Annotated in this window: 19 protein-coding genes; 12 read left to right on the plus strand and 7 right to left on the minus strand. The window is 73.2% G+C overall.

Annotated features, from left to right (window positions below; translation table 11 throughout):
• Positions 1–66: 66 nt before the first annotated feature.
• The 8 genes from ACE1OC_RS30945 (at position 67) to ACE1OC_RS30980 (ending at position 5,595) form a co-directional block, all read left to right on the plus strand.
• A complete protein-coding gene (locus tag ACE1OC_RS30945; RefSeq protein ID WP_250742257.1) occupies positions 67–1,665 on the plus strand; it encodes an ABC-F family ATP-binding cassette domain-containing protein in 1,599 nt (532 codons plus the stop codon).
• A gap of 353 nt (positions 1,666–2,018) precedes the next feature.
• Entirely contained in the window at positions 2,019–2,240 is a 222-nt protein-coding gene (locus ACE1OC_RS30950; protein ID WP_204357858.1) for a helix-turn-helix domain-containing protein, read from the plus strand.
• Positions 2,241–2,409: 169 nt separating this feature from the next.
• Positions 2,410–3,189: an enoyl-CoA hydratase/isomerase family protein gene (locus ACE1OC_RS30955; protein WP_407839772.1), complete on the plus strand. Its 780-nt coding sequence runs from the start codon at positions 2,410–2,412 to the stop codon at positions 3,187–3,189.
• A gap of 287 nt (positions 3,190–3,476) precedes the next feature.
• Positions 3,477–3,911 (plus strand): Asp23/Gls24 family envelope stress response protein, encoded by a 435-nt coding sequence (locus ACE1OC_RS30960; protein WP_274552534.1) that lies wholly within the window; start codon positions 3,477–3,479, stop codon positions 3,909–3,911.
• A 10-nt stretch (positions 3,912–3,921) separates the two neighbouring features.
• Entirely contained in the window at positions 3,922–4,164 is a 243-nt protein-coding gene (locus tag ACE1OC_RS30965) for a hypothetical protein (RefSeq protein ID WP_407839773.1), read from the plus strand.
• The gene (locus ACE1OC_RS30970; protein ID WP_407839774.1) at positions 4,161–4,523 is read left to right on the plus strand and encodes a hypothetical protein; all 363 of its coding nucleotides are present in this window, start codon (positions 4,161–4,163) and stop codon (positions 4,521–4,523) included. The genes ACE1OC_RS30965 and ACE1OC_RS30970 overlap by 4 nt, the downstream gene beginning before the upstream one ends.
• Entirely contained in the window at positions 4,520–5,050 is a 531-nt protein-coding gene (locus tag ACE1OC_RS30975; RefSeq protein WP_407839775.1) for a DUF6286 domain-containing protein, read from the plus strand. Before ACE1OC_RS30970 ends, ACE1OC_RS30975 begins: the two co-directional genes overlap by 4 nt.
• The gene (locus ACE1OC_RS30980; protein WP_407839776.1) at positions 5,047–5,595 is read left to right on the plus strand and encodes an alkaline shock response membrane anchor protein AmaP; all 549 of its coding nucleotides are present in this window, start codon (positions 5,047–5,049) and stop codon (positions 5,593–5,595) included. Before ACE1OC_RS30975 ends, ACE1OC_RS30980 begins: the two co-directional genes overlap by 4 nt.
• Positions 5,596–5,616: 21 nt before the next feature.
• Here the strand turns inward: ACE1OC_RS30980 and ACE1OC_RS30985 are convergent, their stop codons facing one another.
• From ACE1OC_RS30985 to ACE1OC_RS31010, 6 genes are all read right to left on the minus strand, one after another.
• Positions 5,617–6,372, minus strand: coding sequence for an SDR family oxidoreductase (locus tag ACE1OC_RS30985; protein ID WP_407839777.1), 756 nt, complete (start codon positions 6,370–6,372; stop codon positions 5,617–5,619).
• 10 nt (positions 6,373–6,382) lie between these two features.
• On the minus strand, positions 6,383–7,180 hold the full coding sequence (locus ACE1OC_RS30990; RefSeq protein ID WP_407839778.1) for an SURF1 family protein: 798 nt from the start codon (positions 7,178–7,180) through the stop codon (positions 6,383–6,385).
• Positions 7,181–7,292: 112 nt separating this feature from the next.
• Positions 7,293–7,526 carry a hypothetical protein gene (locus tag ACE1OC_RS30995; protein ID WP_112453882.1) on the minus strand — a complete coding sequence of 78 codons (234 nt, stop codon included), beginning with the start codon at positions 7,524–7,526 and terminating at the stop codon, positions 7,293–7,295.
• Between the two features lie 166 nt (positions 7,527–7,692).
• On the minus strand, positions 7,693–8,673 hold the full coding sequence (locus ACE1OC_RS31000; RefSeq protein WP_407839779.1) for a DEDDh family exonuclease: 981 nt from the start codon (positions 8,671–8,673) through the stop codon (positions 7,693–7,695).
• A gap of 43 nt (positions 8,674–8,716) precedes the next feature.
• The gene (locus ACE1OC_RS31005; RefSeq protein ID WP_407839780.1) at positions 8,717–11,362 is read right to left on the minus strand and encodes an MXAN_6230/SCO0854 family RING domain-containing protein; all 2,646 of its coding nucleotides are present in this window, start codon (positions 11,360–11,362) and stop codon (positions 8,717–8,719) included.
• 141 nt (positions 11,363–11,503) lie between these two features.
• Positions 11,504–12,130, minus strand: coding sequence for a TetR/AcrR family transcriptional regulator (locus tag ACE1OC_RS31010; RefSeq protein WP_407839781.1), 627 nt, complete (start codon positions 12,128–12,130; stop codon positions 11,504–11,506).
• A 141-nt stretch (positions 12,131–12,271) separates the two neighbouring features.
• On the opposite strand from ACE1OC_RS31010, the gene ACE1OC_RS31015 reads away from it, so the two are divergent.
• From ACE1OC_RS31015 to ACE1OC_RS31030, 4 genes are read left to right on the plus strand one after another with little or no spacing between them, the layout of a single operon-like run.
• Positions 12,272–13,069 carry an acetoacetate decarboxylase family protein gene (locus tag ACE1OC_RS31015; protein WP_250742246.1) on the plus strand — a complete coding sequence of 266 codons (798 nt, stop codon included), beginning with the start codon at positions 12,272–12,274 and terminating at the stop codon, positions 13,067–13,069.
• Complete coding sequence (locus ACE1OC_RS31020) at positions 13,069–13,953, plus strand: SDR family NAD(P)-dependent oxidoreductase (protein ID WP_407839782.1); 885 nt, start codon at positions 13,069–13,071, stop codon at positions 13,951–13,953. The genes ACE1OC_RS31015 and ACE1OC_RS31020 overlap by 1 nt, the downstream gene beginning before the upstream one ends.
• Before the next feature lie 12 nt (positions 13,954–13,965).
• The gene (locus ACE1OC_RS31025; protein ID WP_407839783.1) at positions 13,966–15,252 is read left to right on the plus strand and encodes an amidohydrolase family protein; all 1,287 of its coding nucleotides are present in this window, start codon (positions 13,966–13,968) and stop codon (positions 15,250–15,252) included.
• A gap of 23 nt (positions 15,253–15,275) precedes the next feature.
• Complete coding sequence (locus ACE1OC_RS31030; RefSeq protein WP_407841729.1) at positions 15,276–16,499, plus strand: amidohydrolase family protein; 1,224 nt, start codon at positions 15,276–15,278, stop codon at positions 16,497–16,499.
• Positions 16,500–16,586: 87 nt separating this feature from the next.
• On the opposite strand, the gene ACE1OC_RS31035 is transcribed toward ACE1OC_RS31030, so the two are convergent.
• On the minus strand, positions 16,587–19,592 hold the full coding sequence (locus ACE1OC_RS31035; protein ID WP_407839784.1) for an NACHT domain-containing protein: 3,006 nt from the start codon (positions 19,590–19,592) through the stop codon (positions 16,587–16,589).
• Positions 19,593–19,700: the final 108 nt, after the last annotated feature.

Raw genomic sequence — 19,700 nt, forward strand, 5'->3', positions numbered from 1 at the left:
TTAGCGGCGTCGAAGCATCGCGTCCTGCCCCCCTTCCGCCGTCCCGACCCGCCCTGGAGTATTTCCGTGATCACCGCCACCGGCATCGAGCTGCGCGCCGGCGCCCGCATCCTCATCGAGAACGCCTCCTTCCGCGTCGCCAAGGGCGACCGCATCGGCCTCGTCGGCCGCAACGGAGCCGGAAAGACCACGCTCACCAAGTGCCTCGCGGGCGAGGGCACGCCGGCCGGCGGCAGCATCGCCCGCTCGGGCGAGGTCGGCTACCTCCCGCAGGACCCGCGCACCGGCGACCTCGACGTGCTGGCCAGCGACCGTATCCTGTCCGCGCGCGGCCTGGACGTGCTCCTCAAGAAGATGCGGATGAACGAGGAGCGCATCTCCTCCGGCTCGGGCGCCACCCGCGAGAAGGCGCTGCGCCAGTACGAGCGCCAGGAGACCGAGTTCCTCACCAAGGGCGGGTACGCCGCCGAGTCCGAGGCCGCGACCATCTCCGCCGCCCTCGGCCTGCCCGACCGGGTCCTCGGCCAGCCGCTGCACACCCTCTCCGGTGGTCAGCGCCGCCGCGTGGAGCTCGCCCGCATCCTCTTCTCGGACGCCGACACGCTCCTCCTCGACGAGCCGACCAACCACCTCGACGCCGACTCGATCGTGTGGCTGCGCGACTACCTGAAGACCTACCGCGGCGGCTTCATCGTGATCTCCCACGACGTGGACCTGGTCGAGACGGTCGTCAACAAGGTGTTCTACCTGGACGCCAACCGCGCCCAGATCGACGTCTACAACATGGGCTGGAAGCTCTACCAGCAGCAGCGCGAGGCCGACGAGAAGCGCCGCAAGCGCGAGCGCCAGAACGCCGAGAAGAAGGCCGCGGCGCTGAACTCGCAGGCCGACAAGATGCGCGCCAAGGCCACCAAGACGGTCGCCGCCCAGAACATGGCCAAGCGCGCCGACCGCCTGCTGGCCGGCCTCGACGCCGTCCGCGTCTCCGACAAGGTCGCCAAGCTGCGCTTCCCGGACCCGGCGCCCTGCGGCAAGACCCCGCTGACCGCCGAGGGCCTGTCGAAGTCCTACGGCTCGCTGGAGATCTTCACCGACGTCGACCTGGCCATCGACAAGGGCTCCCGCGTGGTCATCCTCGGCCTCAACGGCGCGGGCAAGACCACGCTGCTGCGCCTGCTGTCGGGCACCGAGAAGCCCGACACCGGCACGGTCGTCCCCGGCCACGGCCTCAAGCTCGGCTACTACGCCCAGGAGCACGAGACCCTGGACCCGGAGCGCTCGGTCCTGGAGAACATGCGCTCCTCGGCGCCCGACCTGGACCTGGTCTCCGTACGCAAGACGCTGGGCTCGTTCCTCTTCTCCGGCGACGACGTGGACAAGCCCGCGGGCGTCCTGTCCGGTGGCGAGAAGACCCGCCTCGCCCTGGCGACGCTGGTCGTCTCCTCGGCCAACGTGCTGCTGCTCGACGAGCCCACCAACAACCTCGACCCGGCCAGCCGCGAGGAGATCCTGGGCGCCCTGCGCACGTACAAGGGCGCCGTCATCCTCGTCACCCACGACGAGGGCGCGGTGGAGGCGCTGGAGCCGGAGCGGATCATCCTGCTCCCCGACGGCGTCGAGGACCTCTGGGGTCCGGACTACCGGGACCTGGTGGCGCTCGCCTGAGGCGCCTTCCGCTTCCGTGATCCTTTGCTTATGGATCATTCGGCTCAGGCGTGATCCATCATCTGAGTGAGTCGGTCTCATACCGCTCCGTGCTCGACGAAGGCCCCGGCCGCATCTCCCAGGATGTGCGGCCGGGGCCTTCCGTTTGTGCGCTCCGGCCCCTGACCTGGTGATTCACACCGGGGGAGCGGAAATGTGACGGAGGTCATGCGGCGGAAGAGAAGATTCCGTTCTGCTCGTGTGTCGACGGCTGAAGAAATGCCGCCGTACCGACCTTGCTGAATGGGTGGCCAGGAAGGCGGGGAGGGGTGATCATGAGAAGTCCAGAGCGCACTTCCCATGAGGAGGCACGGGTGGCCGAAACTCTGAAGAAGGGCAGCCGGGTAACCGGCGCCGCGCGCGACAAGCTCGCGGCAGACCTGAAGAAGCAGTACGACTCCGGTGCGAGTATCCGGGCACTGGCCGAATCGACTGGCCGGTCCTACGGATTCGTCCATCGGATGCTCAGCGAGTCCGGAGTCACGCTGCGTGGTCGCGGAGGCGCGACGCGCGGCAAGAAGGCGGCTACGGCCTGACCATTTGGTTCCCCTTGGTTCCAACGGTTTTCCGTATTCAGCTTCACGGTTCCAGTTCCACCGTCCTTCGGTGACCCCCGGTCGGCTCCATGGCCGGCTGGGTGGTTACTGTGCAGTCACTTAGGCCGAGATCGCGGCCGAACGACGGCACAACACCGGAGGCACACAGATGGCTCTGCTCGACAAGGACGGCGTACGGCTCACCGTCGACGACACGGTCGCCACGGTGACATTGACCAATCCGGCCAAACGAAACGCTCAATCCCCCGCGCTCTGGCGGGCGTTGACGGAGGCTGGAAGGTCGTTGCCGGGCACCGTCCGGGTCGTCGTGCTGCGCGGCGAAGGGCAGTCCTTCTCCGCAGGGCTCGACCGGCAGGCGTTCACCCCCGAAGGCTTCGAGGGCGAGCCGTCCTTCCTTGACCTGGCGCGCGGTTCGGAGGAACTGCTCGACTCCACCATCGCCGAGTACCAGGAGGCGTTCACCTGGTGGCGGCGCAACGACATCATCTCCGTCGCCGCCGTTCAGGGGCACGCGATCGGTGCCGGTTTCCAGCTTGCCCTCGCGTGCGATCTGCGCGTCGTCGCGGACGACGTGCAGTTCGCCATGCGCGAGACCGGGCTGGGTCTGGTGCCCGACCTCGGCGGCACCCAGCCGCTGACCTCGACGGTCGGCTATGCCCGCGCGCTCGAAATCTGCGCGACGGGCCGCTTCGTCCACGCCGAGGAGGCCGAACGGATCGGCCTCGCGAACCTGGTCGTCCCCGCGGGTGAGCTCGACGCGGCCGTCCAGGACCTCACCACCGCGCTGCTGGCTCCGCCGCGGGATGCGGTCACCGAGACGAAGGCACTGCTGCGCGGTGCGGTGTCGCGCCCTTACGAGGACCAGCGTGTGGCTGAGCGCGCCGCCCAGGCCCGCCGGCTGCGGGACCTTGCAGGGCTGTCGGACTAGCCGCGCCGCCGTTGCCGGGGGACCAGCCCCCGGACCCCCGTTCCTCAAACGCCGGAGGGGCTGGTTTGCCGCGCAGCGGCAATTCCAGCCCCTCCGGCGTTTGAGGAGCGGGGTCTGTGGCGGAGCCCCAGGGGGTCCGGGCGCAGCCCGGGGAACGGTGGAAGGGCGGGTAGGGGACCTTGCCCCGCGCAGCGGCACGCGCAGCCCCGGCCGCGTCGGGACAGGCGCCGACGGGGGTGCCGCCTTACCGTGGGTCGGGAGCCCGTACGCGCGCGAAGGGATACGAGATGACCGAATCCGCCGCCACAGGGAGCACCGCCAAACCCCCCGCCGACCGCGGCCGCACGAGCATCGCCGACGGCGTGGTCGAGAAGATCGCCGGTCTGGCCGCCCGCGAGGTGGCCGGCGTCCACGCCATGGGCAGCGGCAGCGGCCTCTCCCGTACCTTCGGCGCCGTCCGCGACCGCGTCCCCGGCGGGGCCAAGTCCACCGTCAGCCGGGGCGTGAAGGCCGAGGTCGGCGAGGTGCAGACCGCCCTCGACCTGGAGATCGTCGTGGATTACGGCGTGTCGATCAGGGACGTGGCCCGGGCCGTCCGTGAGAACGTCGTCTCGGCGGTGGAGCGGATGACCGGCCTCGAGGTCGTCGAGGTCAACATCGCGGTCAGCGACGTCAAGCTGCCGGACGAGGACGACGAGGAGCCGGAGTCCCGACTGCAGTAGAGGAGCCCGCATGAGCATGGCGGTCGTCGGCCTGGTGGCCGGCATGGCACTGGGGTTCGCCGGGTACTTCGGCGGGTTCGGGGCCTTCCTGCTGGTGGCCGCCCTCGGCGCCATCGGCTTCGTCGTGGGCCGGTTCCTCGACGGGGACCTGGAACCGGGGGACTTCTTCCGCCCCCGGGGCCGCCCCGGCGACCGGGACCGGGATCGTGACCGGAGCCGCGACCGCGACCGGGACAGGGGCCGGGACCGATGAGCACCCCCCGGCCCATCCCGCCCCGGGTGCCCGCCGCCGAGCGGGGCGCCACCCGGATCGCCGACCGGGTCGTCGCGAAGATCGCCGCCCGGGCCGCCCGGGAGGCTCTGACCCGGCCCGCTCCGGACGCGGCCCCGCCGCACGCCACCGTCACCGTGCACCACGACATCGCCCGCGTACGGGTGGTCCTGGAGCTCCCCTACCCCTCCGACCTCGCCGCCCAGTGCGCGGCCGTGCGCCGCAGCGTCGCCCGGCGCGTCGAGGAGTACGCGGAGATGGCCGTACCCGAGGTGGACGTCGACATCGAGCACCTGCGCCCCGCACGGCCCGCCGCCGGGCGGGACCGGCGGGTCCGGTGAGCGCCCGCTTCCGGTCGCCCCGGCGGCTCCCGGCCGCCGTGGGGGCGTTCGCCGTCCTCGGGGTGGCGGGGCTGTTCCTGTACGACCTGGCCGCCGTACGGGCGCACCACCCGGGCATGCGCTGGCGCGCCGAGCTCTCCCGCGCACTGGAACGGCACACCCCGGCCGACCCCGGCGTGCTGCTCGGAGGCGGGATCCTGGCCGCGGCCGGGGCCGCGCTGCTGCTGTACGCCCTCACCCCGGGCCTGCGCGGAATCCTCCCGATGGCCTCCGGGCACCCGGAGGTCCGGGGCGGACTGGAACGCAAGGCCGCCGCGCAGGTGCTGCGCGACCGGGTCATGGAGGTGTCCGGGGTGCGCTCGGTACGGGTCAGGGTGGGCCGGGCCCGCATCGGGGTCCGGGCCGTGTCCCACTTCCGCGAACTGGACGACGTACGGGCCGATCTGGACGCGGTGCTGGCCGTCGGCGTCGACGAGCTGGGCCTGGCCCACGAGGTACGGCCGAGGGTACGGGTGAACCGAAGGTGAGCCTCGGGACGGTGAACCGGGTCCTGCTCGCGCTGCTCGGCCTGGTCCTGCTGGCGGCGGGGGTATCGGTGCTGACCGCGTCCGGGCCGTTCGAAGGCCGCGACGAACCCCTGCTGGCCCCGCACGGGCCGGTCTGGCCGGCGCCCTGGTGGGCGGTGCTCGCCGCGCTCGGGGTCTGCGTCCTGCTGGCGCTGTGGTGGCTGCTGTCCCAACTGCGGCGGCCCCGGCTCGCGGCCGTGCTCGTGGACACCGGGGACGGGGCGTTCGCCGTGCTGCGCGGGCGGGCGCTGGAGGAGGCCGTCGAGGCCGATGTCCAGGAGGCCGTGGAGGGCGTGGCGCGGTGCCGGGTCACCTTGTGCGGGCGGCGCGGGGCCCCGACCCTGCGGGTCGCCCTGGAACTGGAGCCGCACGCGGTGCCGGCCGACGCGCTGGCGGCCCTCGCCGGACCGGTGCTGGGCCGGGCCCGCACCTCGGCGGCGCTCCCGGCCCTCCCGGCGGAGGCCCGCCTCCACGTCACCCCGCGCCGGGCGCGGCGGGTGACGTGAGGCGGAGCCGGGGCGGACGGCTCAGAAGCCGTGCCGGGAGCCGCCGTCGACCGGGAGCATGACGCCGGTCAGGTACGAAGCCGCGGGGGACAGCAGGAACGCCGCCGAGCGGCCGAACTCCTCCGGGGTGCCGTAACGCCGCAGCGGGATCCCCGCCTCGTTGCGGGTGCGCGCGAGGTCGGCGTCCCCGGACAGGGCGTCGAGCTCGCGGACCCGGTCGGTGTCGATGCGGGCGGGCAGCAGGCCGACCACCCGGATGCCGCGCGGGCCCAGCTCCACGGAGAGGGACTTCGCGAAGCCGGCCAGGCCGGGGCGCAGTCCGTTGGAGATGGTGAGGCCCGGGATCGGTTCGTGTACGGAGCCCGACAGGACGAAGCCGATGACCCCGCCGTCGGAGAGCTCGGCGGCCGCCGCCCGCGCGAGGCGGACCGCGCCGAGGAAGACCGACTCGAAGGCCGCGGCCCACTGCTCGTCGGTGTTGTCGGCAGCGGAACCGGGCGCCGGGCCGCCGACGCTGATGAGGATGCCGTCGAGGCGGCCGAAGTGTTCCCGGGCCGCGGCGACGAGCCGCGAGGCGGCCCCGGGGTCGGAGTTGTCGGCTGCCACGCCGACCGCGTTCGGGCCCAGCGCCTTGGCAGCGGCCTCGGCACGGGCGGCGTCCCGGCCGGTGAGCACCACCTTCGCGCCGTCGGCGGTGAGTTCGCGGGCGGATGCGTAGCCGAGGCCCCTGGTGGCGCCGGTGACTACGTAGACACGGTCCTTCAGTCCAAGATCCATGCCCGACACGCTACGCGGTCGCCACCGGCTCCCGCTCGGAAGAGGCGGTCCCGGCGGCGGCCGCCGCCTCGCGGTCGCGCTTCTCGCGCCGTACGAGCACGATCCAGCCCACCGGCACCGCGAAGGTGAACAGCCACCACTGGATGGCGTACGCCATGTGCGGCCCGATCGAGTCGTGGTCGGGCTCGGCGACCACCTCGGGCTTGCCGTCGGCCGGGACCGGGGAGGTGAGTTCCAGGTAGCCGCCGAGGACGGGCTTTCCCAGGTACTGCGCCTGCTGTGCGCTGTTGATCAGCATCACCTGGCGGTCCGGCAGGCCCTTGCGTTCCTTGATCCCGCTGCCGCCGCTGGTCTCGTCGGCCTTCAGCCGCCCGGTGACCGTGACCTCGCCGGTGGGCGCGGCCGGCACCGGCGGGTAGGCGCGCGGGTCGTCGCCGCCCTGCACCCAGCCCCGGTTGACCAGGACCACCCGGCCGTCGGCGAGGACCAGCGGGGTCAGGACGTGGAAGCCGACCTTGTCGTCGTTGTCGGTGCGCATCCGTACGACGACCTCGTGCGCGGAGTCGTACGTACCGGTGGCGGTCACGGCACGCCAGTAGTCGGCGCGCGGGACCACGTGGCCGGGGGAGGTGACCTCGGTCATGGGGACCGGCTTCGCCCGCAGGTTCGCGTCGATCAGCTGGTTCTGCGCGACACGGTGCTCGTGACGGTGGAACTGCCAGAACCCCAGCTTGATCATCGCGGGGATCAGGGCGAGGCCGATGAGGGTGAGGCACACCCACTGCCGGGTCAGTACAAAGCGGTACACGCCCACGACGGTACCCCCAGCGGCGAGGACCCCGGCGGCCGGGTGGCCGTCCGGGGTCGTGGCGGAGGTGGGCGGAGGGGAGGAGGGGAACTCGGGGAGGACGGGACGGGAATCAGACGCGGTCGGTGATGCCCACCTTCCCCTCCGCGCGGGCGCAGTGCCCTCCGCAGAACCACTGTCCTTCGACCTCGACGCCCTGCCCGATGATCTGGACCCGGCAGTGCTCGCAGATGGGCGCCATGCGGTGAATGGCGCAGGAGAAGCAGTCGAAGACGTGCACAGCACCCTGTGCGTGTACTTCGAAGGACATGCCGTAATCGTTCCCGCAGACTTCGCAACGTGCCATGCGCGGCATGCTGCGCAGGGCGGACCGCCGGAACAAGATCCACCGGGGTGAGTCGCCGAGCGTGCACCCGGCCGGCCCAACGTCCGGCCCGACGGGCGGCCCGACGTCCGGCCCGACGGGCGGCCCGACGTCCGGCCCGACCTCCGTCCCCCGGACCTCCCCGGGGTCAGTCCCCCGCCGGAGCCACGTCCCGCAGCAGCTGGGTGAAGGCCGCCTCGTCGACGACGGGCGTTCCGAAGGACTTCGCCTTCACCGTCTTGGAGGTCGAGGAGTCCGGGTCGTTCGTCACGAGCAGGCTCGTGAGCCGGGACAGGCTCGTCGCGACGTGCAGGCCGGCCTCCACGGCGCGGTCCTCCAGCAGCTCCCGGTCCACCGAGGTGTCGCCGGAGAACGCGATCCGCATGCCCTGCTTGAGCGGGGTTCCGTCCGCCCACCGCCCCGGGTTCGGGTACGGGCACGGCGGCCGCTTGCGCGAGGGCCGCCAGCTCGAGCTCGCCCCGTACGAGGCCTGGTACCCGACGCGCGGGGCGGCGGGGGCGTCCGACCACTCCGTCAGCGGCCGGCATTCCAGCAGGGGCAGCCGTACGTTGTCCCGCGCGGCCGCGTGCAGGGACGGACGGAACGCCTCCGCGAGGACCCGGGCGTCGTCGAGCGCGTGGTGGGCGCGCTGCTGGACCACGCCGAAGTGCGCGGCGAGCGACTCCAGCTTGTGGTTGGGCAGCGGGAGGTTCAGTTCCTTCGACAGGGCGATGGTGCACAGCCGCTGACGCACCGGCGCCGTGGCCTCGGCCCGCGCGTACTCGCGGGCGATCATCTGCCAGTCGAAGATCGCGTTGTGTGCGACCAGGACCCGGTCGGCGAGCCGGTCCGCGAACTCATCGGCGATGTCCTTGAAGAGCGGCGCGTCCTGGAGCATGTCGCTGGTCAGACCGTGGATCCACACGGGCCCGGGGTCCCGGAGCGGGTTGACCAGCGTGTACCAGTGGTCCTCGACGTTGCCCTGAGCGTCGAGCCGGTAGACGGCGGCGGAGATTATCCGGTCGTCGCGAGCGAGCCCGGTGGTCTCCACGTCGACGACCGCGTACCCCTGTGGGTACGCGGTCGGCCACATCGTCTCTGCGGTCGTACGGTCGGCGAGCATGGTCACAGAGGATATCGGCCCGCGCCGACACCCGAAGCCCTACGGCCTTTCAGCCCAGCTCCGCCACGAGGTCCCCGGCCGTCACCCGGGCGAAAGACCCGGGTACTTCGGCGGGCCCGGGGAAAAGCCGGTAGGCCGTCCCCGAACCCCCTTCGGGGGCCACGCTCGCGTGGGTCAGCGCCAGGAACGCGCGCTTCCCGGCGGCCAGTTCGGCGGCCTCGGCGTCCGCGTCCGCGGGGACCCGGCGCTCCTCGGGCGGCTCCAGGGCGCGGATCCGGGCGGCGAAGGCGGCCGGTCCCTCACCGTCCGCGGCCCGGTAGAGCCACACCTCGTCGGACATGGAACTCTCGGTGGCCCGCCGGATCACCGCCACCTCCCGGGTGCGGGCCGCGGCCCGCCACACGGTGAGGTCCCACAGCGTGGTGCGGGTACCGGAGGTGAAGTGGGTCCACACGTCCGAGGCCACGGCCGCGACCCGGTCTCCGCGCGGGGGGACGCTCTCGAAGTCGCCCGAGGGCGGCAGGCGCAGGTCTGCCCACAGCGCCCGCCGTGCTGCCAGGTCGACGACCAACGGCACCCGGGCCCGCGTCGCGGGGCCGCTCAGGGCGAAGCGCCGGCCGGCCGTGCGCGGCCCGTCCGCAGACGCGCGCGGGCCGCCCGCCGAGGGGGCCGCGAACCCGGTGACGGCCCGGGCCAGCTCCTCGAACGGCACCTCGCTGTAGCCGGACACGAGCGGCACCGCGTACGCGTCCCCGCTCCCGGCGAGCCCAGCCAGGTCCAGGTCGACGTACTCCGTCTGCCCGTCCCGTCCCGGGCCCGGGTTCCAGCCGTCGCCTGCGGCGTGCACGGCCCCGGCCCCGGACGTCCCGTACGCGGGGCGGTCGCGGTCGCACAGGCCGGTGAACCGCCAGTCGGCGTCGAAGAAGGCCACCGTCAGGTACAGGAGCGCCACCTGGTCCCGGGGCTCGCTCCAGTGCAGGAACAGTCGCAGCGTCCCGCCCTCGGGCAGCGCCAGGACGCTGCCCCGGGGCACCGCCACCGCGGACCCGCCGGAGGGCACGGGCAGTTCCGTGAGGCCGGAGTCCAGGACGGCCAGTGCGTACGGTTCTCCTTCGGCGAGGGCGAACCGGCGCAGCACCTCCGCCTCCAGCAGGGCCGTTGCCGCCGTGGCGAGCAGGACCGGAAGCGGCGGGCGGTCCTGCGGCACGGAACGGACGTGGCCGTCCGGTCCCTTGGGGAAGAACACGCGCCGCGAACCGGTCCGGTCCGAGGTGCGCCCGCGCAGGGCCCCGAGCGCGGCCATCAGCGGGCCCGCGCCGACGGCGGGGAGGGCGCGGTCCAGCTCCCGGACCAGTTCCGGGGCCAGGTGGTCGCCGGTGTGCAGGCGCAGCAGGTGGTCGAGGCGCAGGACGAGCTCCTCCGGGCGCTCCCCGGCCACCGCGGCGGCGGCGCCGGGGTCCGCCGCGGCCAGGGCCTGCTCCAGCCGCCCGGCCCAGGTCGCGGGCCGGAGCCGGTCGCCCTCGACGCGTACGGCGTCCGGATGGGCGGCGGCGCTTTCCCGCAGGGCCGCGCCCATGGCTCCGGACAGGGTGGTGCCCCGCAGCACGGCGAAGGCCAGGGCGGCCCGGGGACGGCGGGCGTACCGCTCGAAGGGGTGCAGGGTTTCGGCGGCCCGCTTCCAGGCCGTCGGATGCCGCAGCAGCTCCTCGACGAGGCCGGGGGCGGGCAGCGCGTCGAGTACGCCGAGCAGCGCGCGGCGCACGGGCCGGGTGGGGGAGCGGAACCCGCAGGGCGCGGGCGCGAGCAGGGCCGGGTCCCCTCCGGACAGGGCCGTGAGGAACCGCAGCACGTCGGTGGCGCTCGTCAACCGGTCGGCGAGCAGCGGCAGTACGGCGCCCTGTGGGGCGGGGCCTGTCAGCAGGCCGGCCAGGACCAGCGCGAGGGTCTGCGGTACAGGGATCCGCGCGGGCAGCCAGTCGAGCCCGGCCGGGGCCAGCCGGAGCAGCTGCGGCAGGTCGGCGTGGTCCTCGGGGGACAGCGGGGCCGGCCGGGCGAGCAGCGGGGCCAGCACCCGGGCGGCGTCGGCGGAGGGGTCGGTGCCGAGCCGCAGCAGCCGGAGCGGGCCGGGCGGGATCCCGCTCCCGTCGCCGTCGGGCCCGCGGTGCTCCGTAGCGGGGCGGACCTCGGCGGCAGCGGCGAGGCAGGGCCGGGCCGGGTCGACGGGGCTCAGGCAGACGGGGCAGCGGGTGTCGTCGGCGCCCTCCCGGCAGGAGCCGCAGACGAGATGGGCGCACGGGGCGAGGGGACGCACCGGCCGGCTCTCGGTGCAGAGGGCGCACGGCCGGACGGGGTCCCGGCGCAGCAGGGCCAGGACGCGGTCGGTGTACCAGCGCTCGGTGTCGCGCGGGATGGAGAAGGGGAAGCGGCGGAAGGCCGGCCGGTGTCCCCGGCCGTCGTCCGCGAGCCCGTCGGCCAGCGCCAGCAGGCGCGAGCGCTCCTCGGCGAGATCGGTCGGCGCGAGGACGGCCAGGGCGGCGTACAGCTCCCGGCTCAGGGTGTGGCCGCGTTCCAGGAGCTCGCCCTCCAGCGGGCGGACCCCCTCGACACCCGGCGAGGCGGCGGCCGGCGGCCGGTCGACGTAGACGGTGTGGAGCCGGCGCAGCATGAGCTCTTCGACGGATCGACTGACGGGCACGATCGTGGTTTCCCTCCGCGAACGGAAAACGGGGGCGGAGAGTGGGCGCGCGGACTTTCCGTGAAAGGGAGAGGATGCACGCCGGGGAGCCGCCCCCGTGGAGCAGATCCCACCACGGGCGGCCGCGCGACGGCAAGCCGGTTACCCGGCCGGTGGCGCCAGCAGGGCCTTCACCAGGGCCCTCAGCGTGAGCAGGAACAGCCGCTCCGGATCGACCGGCCGGGCCAGCGCGCGGGCCAGCGACGGGTCGTGCGGGGCGTCGGCCGGGTCCCAGAGCTCGCTCTCGGCGGGGGACTGGGCGGGGGAACGTTCGCGATTGCGCTCGACCAGGACGAAGCCGATGATCTGGAACTGGATCGCGCGCACCGCGTCCGCGGCCCGGGTCCCGCGCAAGCCGGCCGCGTGCACCTCGTGGACCAGGGCCTGCTGGGCGGGCAGGAACATCCGGTCGGTGAGGCCGCGCTCGTGGACCATCGCGATCAGGTGCGGGCGCTCGCGCAGCTCGCGGCGCAGGATCCGGGCGACCGAGAGGATGCGGTCGCCCGGGGTGCGGCCGGCCGGCCGGATGGCGCCCACCTCCTCCACGGTCCGCTCCACGAGCGCGTCGAGCAGTGACTCGCGGTTGCCGACGTGCCAGTAGATGGAGGTCACCGCGGTGCCCAGCTCGGCGGCGAGCTTGCGCATGGTGAGGGCGGCCGGGCCGTGCTGCTTGACCAGGGAGGCGGCGGCGTCCAGCACCTCGTCGCGCGTCAGCGTGGTTCTGGCCATCGTGACCGTCCCAACTTTCTGTCGATCCGTCAGATCAGGTGCGTGCAGGGGTCTTTACCCTTCATCGGTCCCGGTGTAACTGTGTTACAGAACCGACTGCGTCAGAACCGACTGCGTCCTAGACGAAGGATGGTGCGAGAGATGGCACGCGTACGGTACGGAGCGCGCACCGAGGCCGAGATCGCCGCTTCGCGCGAGAAGAGTTCCAAACTCCCCGACATCTGGTCCACCGGCGTGGTGGCCGTCTGGGAGACCGACCCGGACGTGGTGGCGGCGGTCCTGCCGCCGCCGCTGAAGCCCACCGAGCGGCCCCTGGTGCGGGCCAACATCAGCAAGGTGGACCTGCCGGGCTACCCGCTCGGTGCCGGTTCGGTGGCCGTCGCCGCCCAGCACGACGGGGTCGAGGGCTGGTACCCGCTGGTCATGCCGATGAGCATGGAGCGCGCCCTGATCGGAGGCCGCGAGGTCTTCGGCGAGCCGAAGAAGCTCGGCGAGATCACCGTCGAGCGCGAGGGCCTGGTCGTCCGGGCCTCGCTCGCCCGGCACGGGATCGCCTTCGTGGAGGTGCGCGGCGCGGTGGACCGCGAGCTGCCGCTGCCCGAGCCCACCGTGAAGACCGACTTCTACTTCAAGTTCCTCCCCGCGGTGGACGGTTCGGGCTTCGACGCCGATCCGGTGCTGGTGCACTGCACCCGCAACGAGAAGGTCCGCAAGCTGGAGCACATCACCGGCGACGTGGTGCTCCGGGAGTCGATGTTCGATCCGATCGCCGACCTCCCCGTACGCCGCCTCGTCGAGCTCACCATCGGCGAGAAGACCACCGACCAGCGGGGCAAGGTCGTCGAGCGGGTCAGCGCCCAGGCCCTGCTCCCGTACATCCACCAGCGCTACGACGACCCGATGCAGATCCTCGACGGACCGCCCGAGGGGAGCGTCTGATGCGACTCGAACCCGGACAGGTGGCCGTGGTCACCGGAGCCGCCAGCGGCATCGGCCTCGCCATGGCCCGCCGCTTCGCCGCCGAGGGGCTGAAGGTGGTCCTCGCCGACGTGGAGGAGGGCGCCCTGCGCAAGGCCGCCGACGAACTCGCCGCCGACGGCGCCGAGGTGCTCGCCAAACTCGTCGACGTCAGCGACCGCGACTCCGTGGTCTCCCTCGCCGACGCCGCCTACGAGACCTTCGGCGCCGTGCACGTCCTCTGCAACAACGCCGGCGTCGGCTCCGGAGCCGAGGGCCGCATGTGGGAGCACGAGCCCAACGACTGGAAATGGGCCTTCTCCGTCAACGTCTGGGGCGTCTTCCACGGCATCCAGGCCTTCGTCCCCCGCATGATCGCGGCCGGCGGCCCCGGCCACATCGTCAACACCTCCTCCGGCGACGGCGGCATCGCCCCGCTGCCCACCGCCTCGGTCTACGCGGTCACCAAGGCGGCCGTGGTCACCATGACCGAGTCGCTCTACGCCCACCTCAAGGCCGAGGGCGCGGCCATCGGCGCCTCCGTGCTCTTCCCCGGACCGCACATGCTGCGCACCGGCCTGTGGGAGTCGCACCGCAACCGGCCCGACCGGTACGCCAAGGAACGCCCGCGCAAGTCCCCGTACCGCAGCCTCGACCAGTACGAGGCCGCCATGAAGCAGGCCGGCCACGAGGTGAACTTCACCCCGGTCGAGGAGGTCGCCGACCACGTCGTCGACGGCATCCGCGCCGACCGCTTCTGGATGCTGCCCGACAGCGAGCACAGCGACCGGCAGATCCGCGCCCGGTCGCAGTCGATGCTCGACCGCGCCAACCCCGCCTACCTGGAAAGCTTCATCCTCGACTGAGGAGCCTCAATCGTGAGTGCGTACGAAGACCCGTACCTGATCATCTCCTCCGACTGCCACGCCGGGCTGCCCACCGAGCAGTACCGCCCCTATCTGGACAGCGCCTTCCACCCGCAGTTCGACGAGTTCCTCGGCGAGCGCGACGCCCGGCGCGCCGAGGCCACCAAGCTCGGCGTGCGCAACGAGGCCTTCGCCGAGAAGTGGTTCCACGACCACGAGGAAGGCCTCAAGGGCGGCTGGGACGTCACGCAGCGACTGAAGGAACTCGACGGCGACGGCGTGGCCGCCGAAGTCGTCTTCCCCGACGCCGACGCGGTCGACAGCCAGACCGCCGCCCCCTTCGGAGTGGGCCTCGGCCTCTCCGGGGACCAGGACCCCGAGCTCGGCATGGCCGGCGCCCAGGCGCACAACCGGTGGCTCGCCGAGTTCGTGTCGGAGAACCCCGAACGGCACTGCGGGGTCGCCCTGCTGCCCATCACCGGCGATCCGGACAAGGTCGTCGCCGAGATACACCGCGCCAAGGCATCCGGGCTCGGCGCCCTGATGATCCCGGCCATGTGGGTGGACAAGGCCCCCTACCACGACCGCCGTTACGACCCGGTGTGGGCAGCGGCGGCCGAGACGCAGATGCCGATCGTCACCCACTCGGGCTCCTCGCCGCGCCACGAGTACGGGGACCACCTGGGCATCTTCGTCTCCGAGGTCACCTGGTGGCCGGCCCGCCCGCTCTGGTTCCTGCTCTGGTCCGGGGTCTTCGAGCGCCACCCGGGACTGAAGTTCGGCGTCGCCGAGTCGGGCTGCTGGTGGCTGCCGAACCAGCTCTGGTTCATGGACCGGCTCTACCTCGGCGCGCACGGCGGCAAGAAGCTCTCGCCGTTCGAGGAGCTGAAGCGGCCGCCGAGCGAATACCTGGACCGGCAGGTGTTCGTCTGTGCCACCAACACCAAGCGGCGCGAGCTGGCCCAGCGCTACGAGATCGGCGTGGACAACATCCTGTGGGGCTCGGACTTCCCGCACCCCGAGGGGACCTGGCCGAACACCCGCAACTGGCTGAAGAACACCTTCCACGACATCCCCGTCGAGGAGACCCGCCGGATGCTGGGCCTGGCCGCGGCCGAGGTCTTCGGCTTCGACACCGAGAAGCTGGCGCCGATCGCCCGCCGCATCGGCCCCACCCCGGCCGAGCTCGGCCAGAGCGAGGACCAGGCGGCCGTCGAAGCCTCCTGGGCGCGCTCGCGCGACGTGGGGCGGCACTGGCTGACCGACAACGACTTCCCGGTCCTGGGGGTGAACCAGTGAGCCCCGACAGCTCCGGCACTCCGGTGACCGGCGAGGACCGCTACACGGTCATCTCCGCCGACTGCCACGCGGGCGCCGACCTGCTGGACTACAAGCCGTACCTGGAGAAGCGCCACCACGCGGAGTTCGACGCCTGGGCCGCGACCTACGTCAACCCGTACGAGGACCTCCTCGCGGACACGGCCGACCGCAACTGGAACTCGCAGCGGCGCCTCGCCGAGCTCGAAGCCGACGGGATCGTCGCGGAGGTGCTCTTCCCGAACACCATCCCGCCGTTCTTCCCCAAGGCCTCGCTGATGGCCCAGCCGCCGACGGCGGCCGAGTACGAGATGCGCTGGGCCGGGCTCCAGGCCCACAACCGGTGGCTGGCGGACTTCTGCGCGGACGCGCCGGGCCGCCGCGCGGGCGTGGTCCAGATCCTGCTGAACGACGTGGACGCGGCGGTCAAGGAGATCCGCCGCACCCGCAACGCGGGGCTGACCGGCGGCATCCTGCTGCCCGGCGTCCCGCCCGGCTCCACCGTTCCCGAGCTGTACTCGGAGGTCTACGACCCGATCTGGGCCGTCTGTGACGAGCTGGACGTCCCGGTCAACCACCACGGCGGCTCCGCCTCGCCGCCGCTGGGCGACGAGCCGGCGGCGCGGGCCGTCTTCATGGTGGAGACCACCTGGTTCTCCCACCGGGCCCTGTGGCACCTCATCTTCGGCGGAGCCTTCCGCCGCAACCCCGGGCTGAAACTGGTCCTGACGGAGCAGGGCTCCGGCTGGATCCCGGGCGTGATCGAGATGCTGGACTACTACCACGGCCGCCTGGTCGCGGCCTCGGCCACCGCCGAGGCCAAGTTCGGGGCCGGGCTGGCGGAGTCCATGGGCAAGGGGCCGAGCGAGGTCTGGCGGGAGAACTGCTTCGTGGGAGCGAGCTTCATGCGCCCCCACGAGGTCCCGCTGCGGGACCGGATCGGCCTCGACAAGATCATGTGGGGCAGCGACTACCCCCACGACGAGGGCACCACGCCCTACTCCCGCGAGGGCCTGCGCATCGCCTACGCGGGCCTGCCCCGCGAGGAGGTCGCCGCCATGGTCGGCGGCAACGCCGCCCGGGTGTACGGCTTCGACCTCGCCCTCCTGGACGCGGTCGCCGCCAAGCACGGCCCCCTCGTCTCGGAGGTCGCGCAGCCCCTGACGGAGGTACCGGCGGGAGCCACCAGCCCGGCCTTCGCCCGCGGGGGCTCGGTCCGGGTCTGGTGACCGGGAGCGCGCGAACGCCCCGTAGCGCCGGGGCCGCCTGACCCGGCGGTCCCGGCGCTCCGGGGAGGGGGCTCCCGGTGGAGCGGCTCAGTCCCTGCGGACGAGCCGCTCCGGCGGGATCAGCTCCGTACCCCGCACGTGGGTGCCCCGGCGCAGTTCGATCACCAGCTGCTCCACGGGCGCGAGCGGCGACAGGTCCACGGTGCCGAGGCATTCGCTCAGCACGAGCCGGCGCAGCGCGGGGAACTCGCGCAGCGCCTCCAGCGACCCCTCCAGCGCGCACCGGATCAGCACGAGCCGGCCGAGGCGTTCGTACGGCAGCAGGGCCCCGGCCGATACCGGCGCGGCGTGCCGGATCTGCAGCGCGGTCAGTCCCCTGAGCGGCAGCGAGCGCACCAGCTGCCGGTACTGCCCGCTCCCGGCGACGGTCAGCTTCTCCACCCGCGGCCAGCGCTCGATCCCGTCGAGCGTCATCCGGCGGGCGCCCTGCCACAGGTGCAGCGCGGTCAGCGAGTCCGCGGCGGGGACGTCCCCGATCCGGCGCTGCTCGGGCTCGAAGCCGATGACCAGCGAGCGCAGGCCGGCCGCGCCCGCCAGCGGGGCGAGCGAGAGGTCGTCCCGGAGGTAGCCGAAGGCGAGGCTGTCCGCCCGGAGCTCGCCCACCACCTCGATCCCGGTGACCTGCGGGCAGTCCAGGACGCCCAGGTGCCGCAGCGCGGACTGCCCGGCCAGCGGGGACAGGTCGGCCAGCCGCGGATTGCGGTGCAGGGTCAGCGATTCCAGGTCCCGCCGCCGCACGATCTCCGGCGGGATCGGGCCGTCCCAGGTGACGTGCAGCCGGCGGACGTGCCGGAGCCGGTCCAGGGCCCGTAACTGTCCGGGTGTCCGCACGTGCAGGTGGGCCGTGTTCATGGGGGCGTCCGCGAGGACCGTGTCCGCGTACACGTCCACGGGGAACCGCCCCCAGGCGTCGGACAGTTCGCGGGCGGCCTCGTAGCGGTCGTCCGTCCGGAAGCCCGCGATCACCTGGAGCGCCCGGTCGCCGCCGACGAGCGCCGCCGTACGGATCGTCGCGGCCGCCTCGGCCTCGACGAGCCCGGCCGGCTCCGGCAGCAGCTCCAGCACCAGTTCCCCGGCCTTGGCCAGCTCCTCGGCCTGGCCCGGGGTGCGCGGGGGCAGCAGGAGCGCCGTCCGGGCCGTCACCTCGCGCCGGACCTCCGGATCCAGCTCCGGCGCGTGTTCCAGGCAGGCGGCCGCGAGCAGCACGAGCCGGCTGCGGTCGGGCTCCGACTGATCGGCCCGTGCGATCAACTCGCGCAGCAGATAGGCGCGTTCATCGGGCCGGGCGTGCCCCACGGCCATCCGGACCACGTTGTCCCAGGTGTACTCGTGCGCATTGCGCACCAGGACGCCGAAGTCCCGTGCCTCCACCGCCGCCTTGGCGCCGAGGTAGTCCTGGAAGGTCTGGTGGACGAACAGGACCGAGCCCGGTACCGGCTCGCGGAGCAGCCCGCTGCGGATCAGCAGGTGGCGGAACACCGTCTGCGCGCTGCCCTGCGCCTTGACCTGGGGCATGGAGTCGAGGGATGCGGCGATCATCCCGATCGCCTCCTCGGCGGAGGCCTCCACCTGTCCGTTGCGGATCAGCCAGTACGCCAGCCGCTGGAGCAGCAGGGTCTGCTCGTCCCGGCTGAGGTAGACGCCCTCGACCCCGGAGATGTCCCGTTCGCTGTCGCGGCGGATCAGCAGCATGTCCAGAGCCGTGTCGTAGAGCTCCTTGCGGGCCCGGGGCAGGTGCATCCGGCGGTCCCGGTTCAGTGCGCACAGCAGGGCGCACATGAGCGGGTTCGTCGCCAGCCTGCCCAGGTCCCGGCGCGATCCCACGGCCTCCAGGAGCGCCTTCTCGTACCGGTCGAGCAGGTCGCGCTCCGGCCCCTCGCCCTCGCCGCCCGCCTCCGCCCGGGCGGAGGCGTGCCAGTGCGTGATGAAGGCGCCGACGTCGTCCCGGTCCATCGGCAGCAGGGCGAGGGAGGTGAAACCGTGGGCGGCCAGCCAGTCCTCGGGTACGGCCGAGTGGCGGGTGGTGACCACGAAGCGGGCCGCCGGGTACTCGGTGAGCAGCGCCCGCAGCCAGGACTCGGTCCTGTCGCGCAGCCGCGGAGGAACCTCGTCCACTCCGTCGATCAGTACCAGCGCCCGCCCGGAGGCGAGGAGCCCGGCGATCCAGCCCTCCGGGGGCGGCAGCGGGACCCCGGTCGCACCGAGCCAGTCCTGCGGCCGGGGCAGTCCGGCGGGGGAGTTGAACGAGCGCAGCGGCAGGACGAAGGGGACCAGGCCGTTCCAGTCCGGCAGCTGGGGTCCGAAGCTGTTCCGGGCGGCATTGAGGGCCAGCCATTTCACCAGCGTGCTCTTGCCCGAGCCGGCCGGGCCGCGCAGCAGCACCCGCTCCGTCGCGTTCAGCGCCACCTCGGCCTTCACCGAGCCCTGCAGGCCCGGCTCTTCCAGGAACTCCCCGCCGCTGACCGCGAGGCTGATGTAGGCCAGGTCCAGCGACCAGTCCTGGCGGTCCTGGCTGAGCGTCAGACCGTACAGCTGGACCCGCCCCTGGGCCCCGGCGACGTACCGGGCGTACTGCTCCTCGAAGGCCGCGGCGGCCTCCGCGTCCGCTGCGGCCCGCGGGTCGTCGCCCCGGGCGGAGTTCCCGTCCGGCGCCGTCCGGCCGCCGAGGCACCGTACGAACAGGTCCCGGTAGGCGGCCTCCGCCGCGGGGGTCAGTTCCGCGGGCGGCGGGGGCACGGGGACGGCCGAGGGGCCGTCGGCGGCGGTGACGAGGGCCCCGGCCTGCCTCGGGCCGAGCGCGGCGAACGCCCGGCCGACGGCGGCCACCGCCGCGGAGCGGTCGGGCTCGTCCAGCCCGGCGCTCGCCTCCGTCAGCAGGGCGATCAGCCTGTTGGCGCGGCGCAGCAGGTCGGGGCCGTTCTCCCGCACCGGCCTGATCCGGATTCCCCCCGGCGGCCGGGCCCTGACCAGCGCCCGCGCCACGGCGTCCGCCGCCTCTAAGGCGATCCCCTCGAAACCCGGTTCGTACCCCATCCCCATGCCCTCCCCTTGGCCCGGACACCCTCACCGGGAAGCATCTCGTGAACCGTCGGTAACACCGATGGATACCGATCGGTAACAACCCCTAGCCGAGCCCCCGAA

It is taken from the genome of Streptomyces stoeckheimensis (assembly GCF_045822005.1).
GTDB classification, from domain to species: Bacteria; Actinomycetota; Actinomycetes; order Streptomycetales; family Streptomycetaceae; genus Streptomyces; species Streptomyces stoeckheimensis.

Coding starts and splice junctions, on each gene's coding strand:
- ACE1OC_RS30955 (WP_407839772.1), top strand. CDS start 2,410: ATGGCTCTGCTCGACAAGGACGGCGTACGGCTCACCGTCGACGACACG.
- ACE1OC_RS30960 (WP_274552534.1), top strand. CDS start 3,477: ATGACCGAATCCGCCGCCACAGGGAGCACCGCCAAACCCCCCGCCGAC.
- ACE1OC_RS30965 (WP_407839773.1), top strand. CDS start 3,922: ATGAGCATGGCGGTCGTCGGCCTGGTGGCCGGCATGGCACTGGGGTTC.
- ACE1OC_RS30970 (WP_407839774.1), top strand. CDS start 4,161: ATGAGCACCCCCCGGCCCATCCCGCCCCGGGTGCCCGCCGCCGAGCGG.
- ACE1OC_RS30985 (WP_407839777.1), bottom strand. CDS start 6,372: ATGGATCTTGGACTGAAGGACCGTGTCTACGTAGTCACCGGCGCCACC.
- ACE1OC_RS30995 (WP_112453882.1), bottom strand. CDS start 7,526: ATGGCACGTTGCGAAGTCTGCGGGAACGATTACGGCATGTCCTTCGAA.
- ACE1OC_RS31010 (WP_407839781.1), bottom strand. CDS start 12,130: ATGGCCAGAACCACGCTGACGCGCGACGAGGTGCTGGACGCCGCCGCC.
- ACE1OC_RS31015 (WP_250742246.1), top strand. CDS start 12,272: ATGGCACGCGTACGGTACGGAGCGCGCACCGAGGCCGAGATCGCCGCT.
- ACE1OC_RS31020 (WP_407839782.1), top strand. CDS start 13,069: ATGCGACTCGAACCCGGACAGGTGGCCGTGGTCACCGGAGCCGCCAGC.
- ACE1OC_RS31035 (WP_407839784.1), bottom strand. CDS start 19,592: ATGGGGTACGAACCGGGTTTCGAGGGGATCGCCTTAGAGGCGGCGGAC.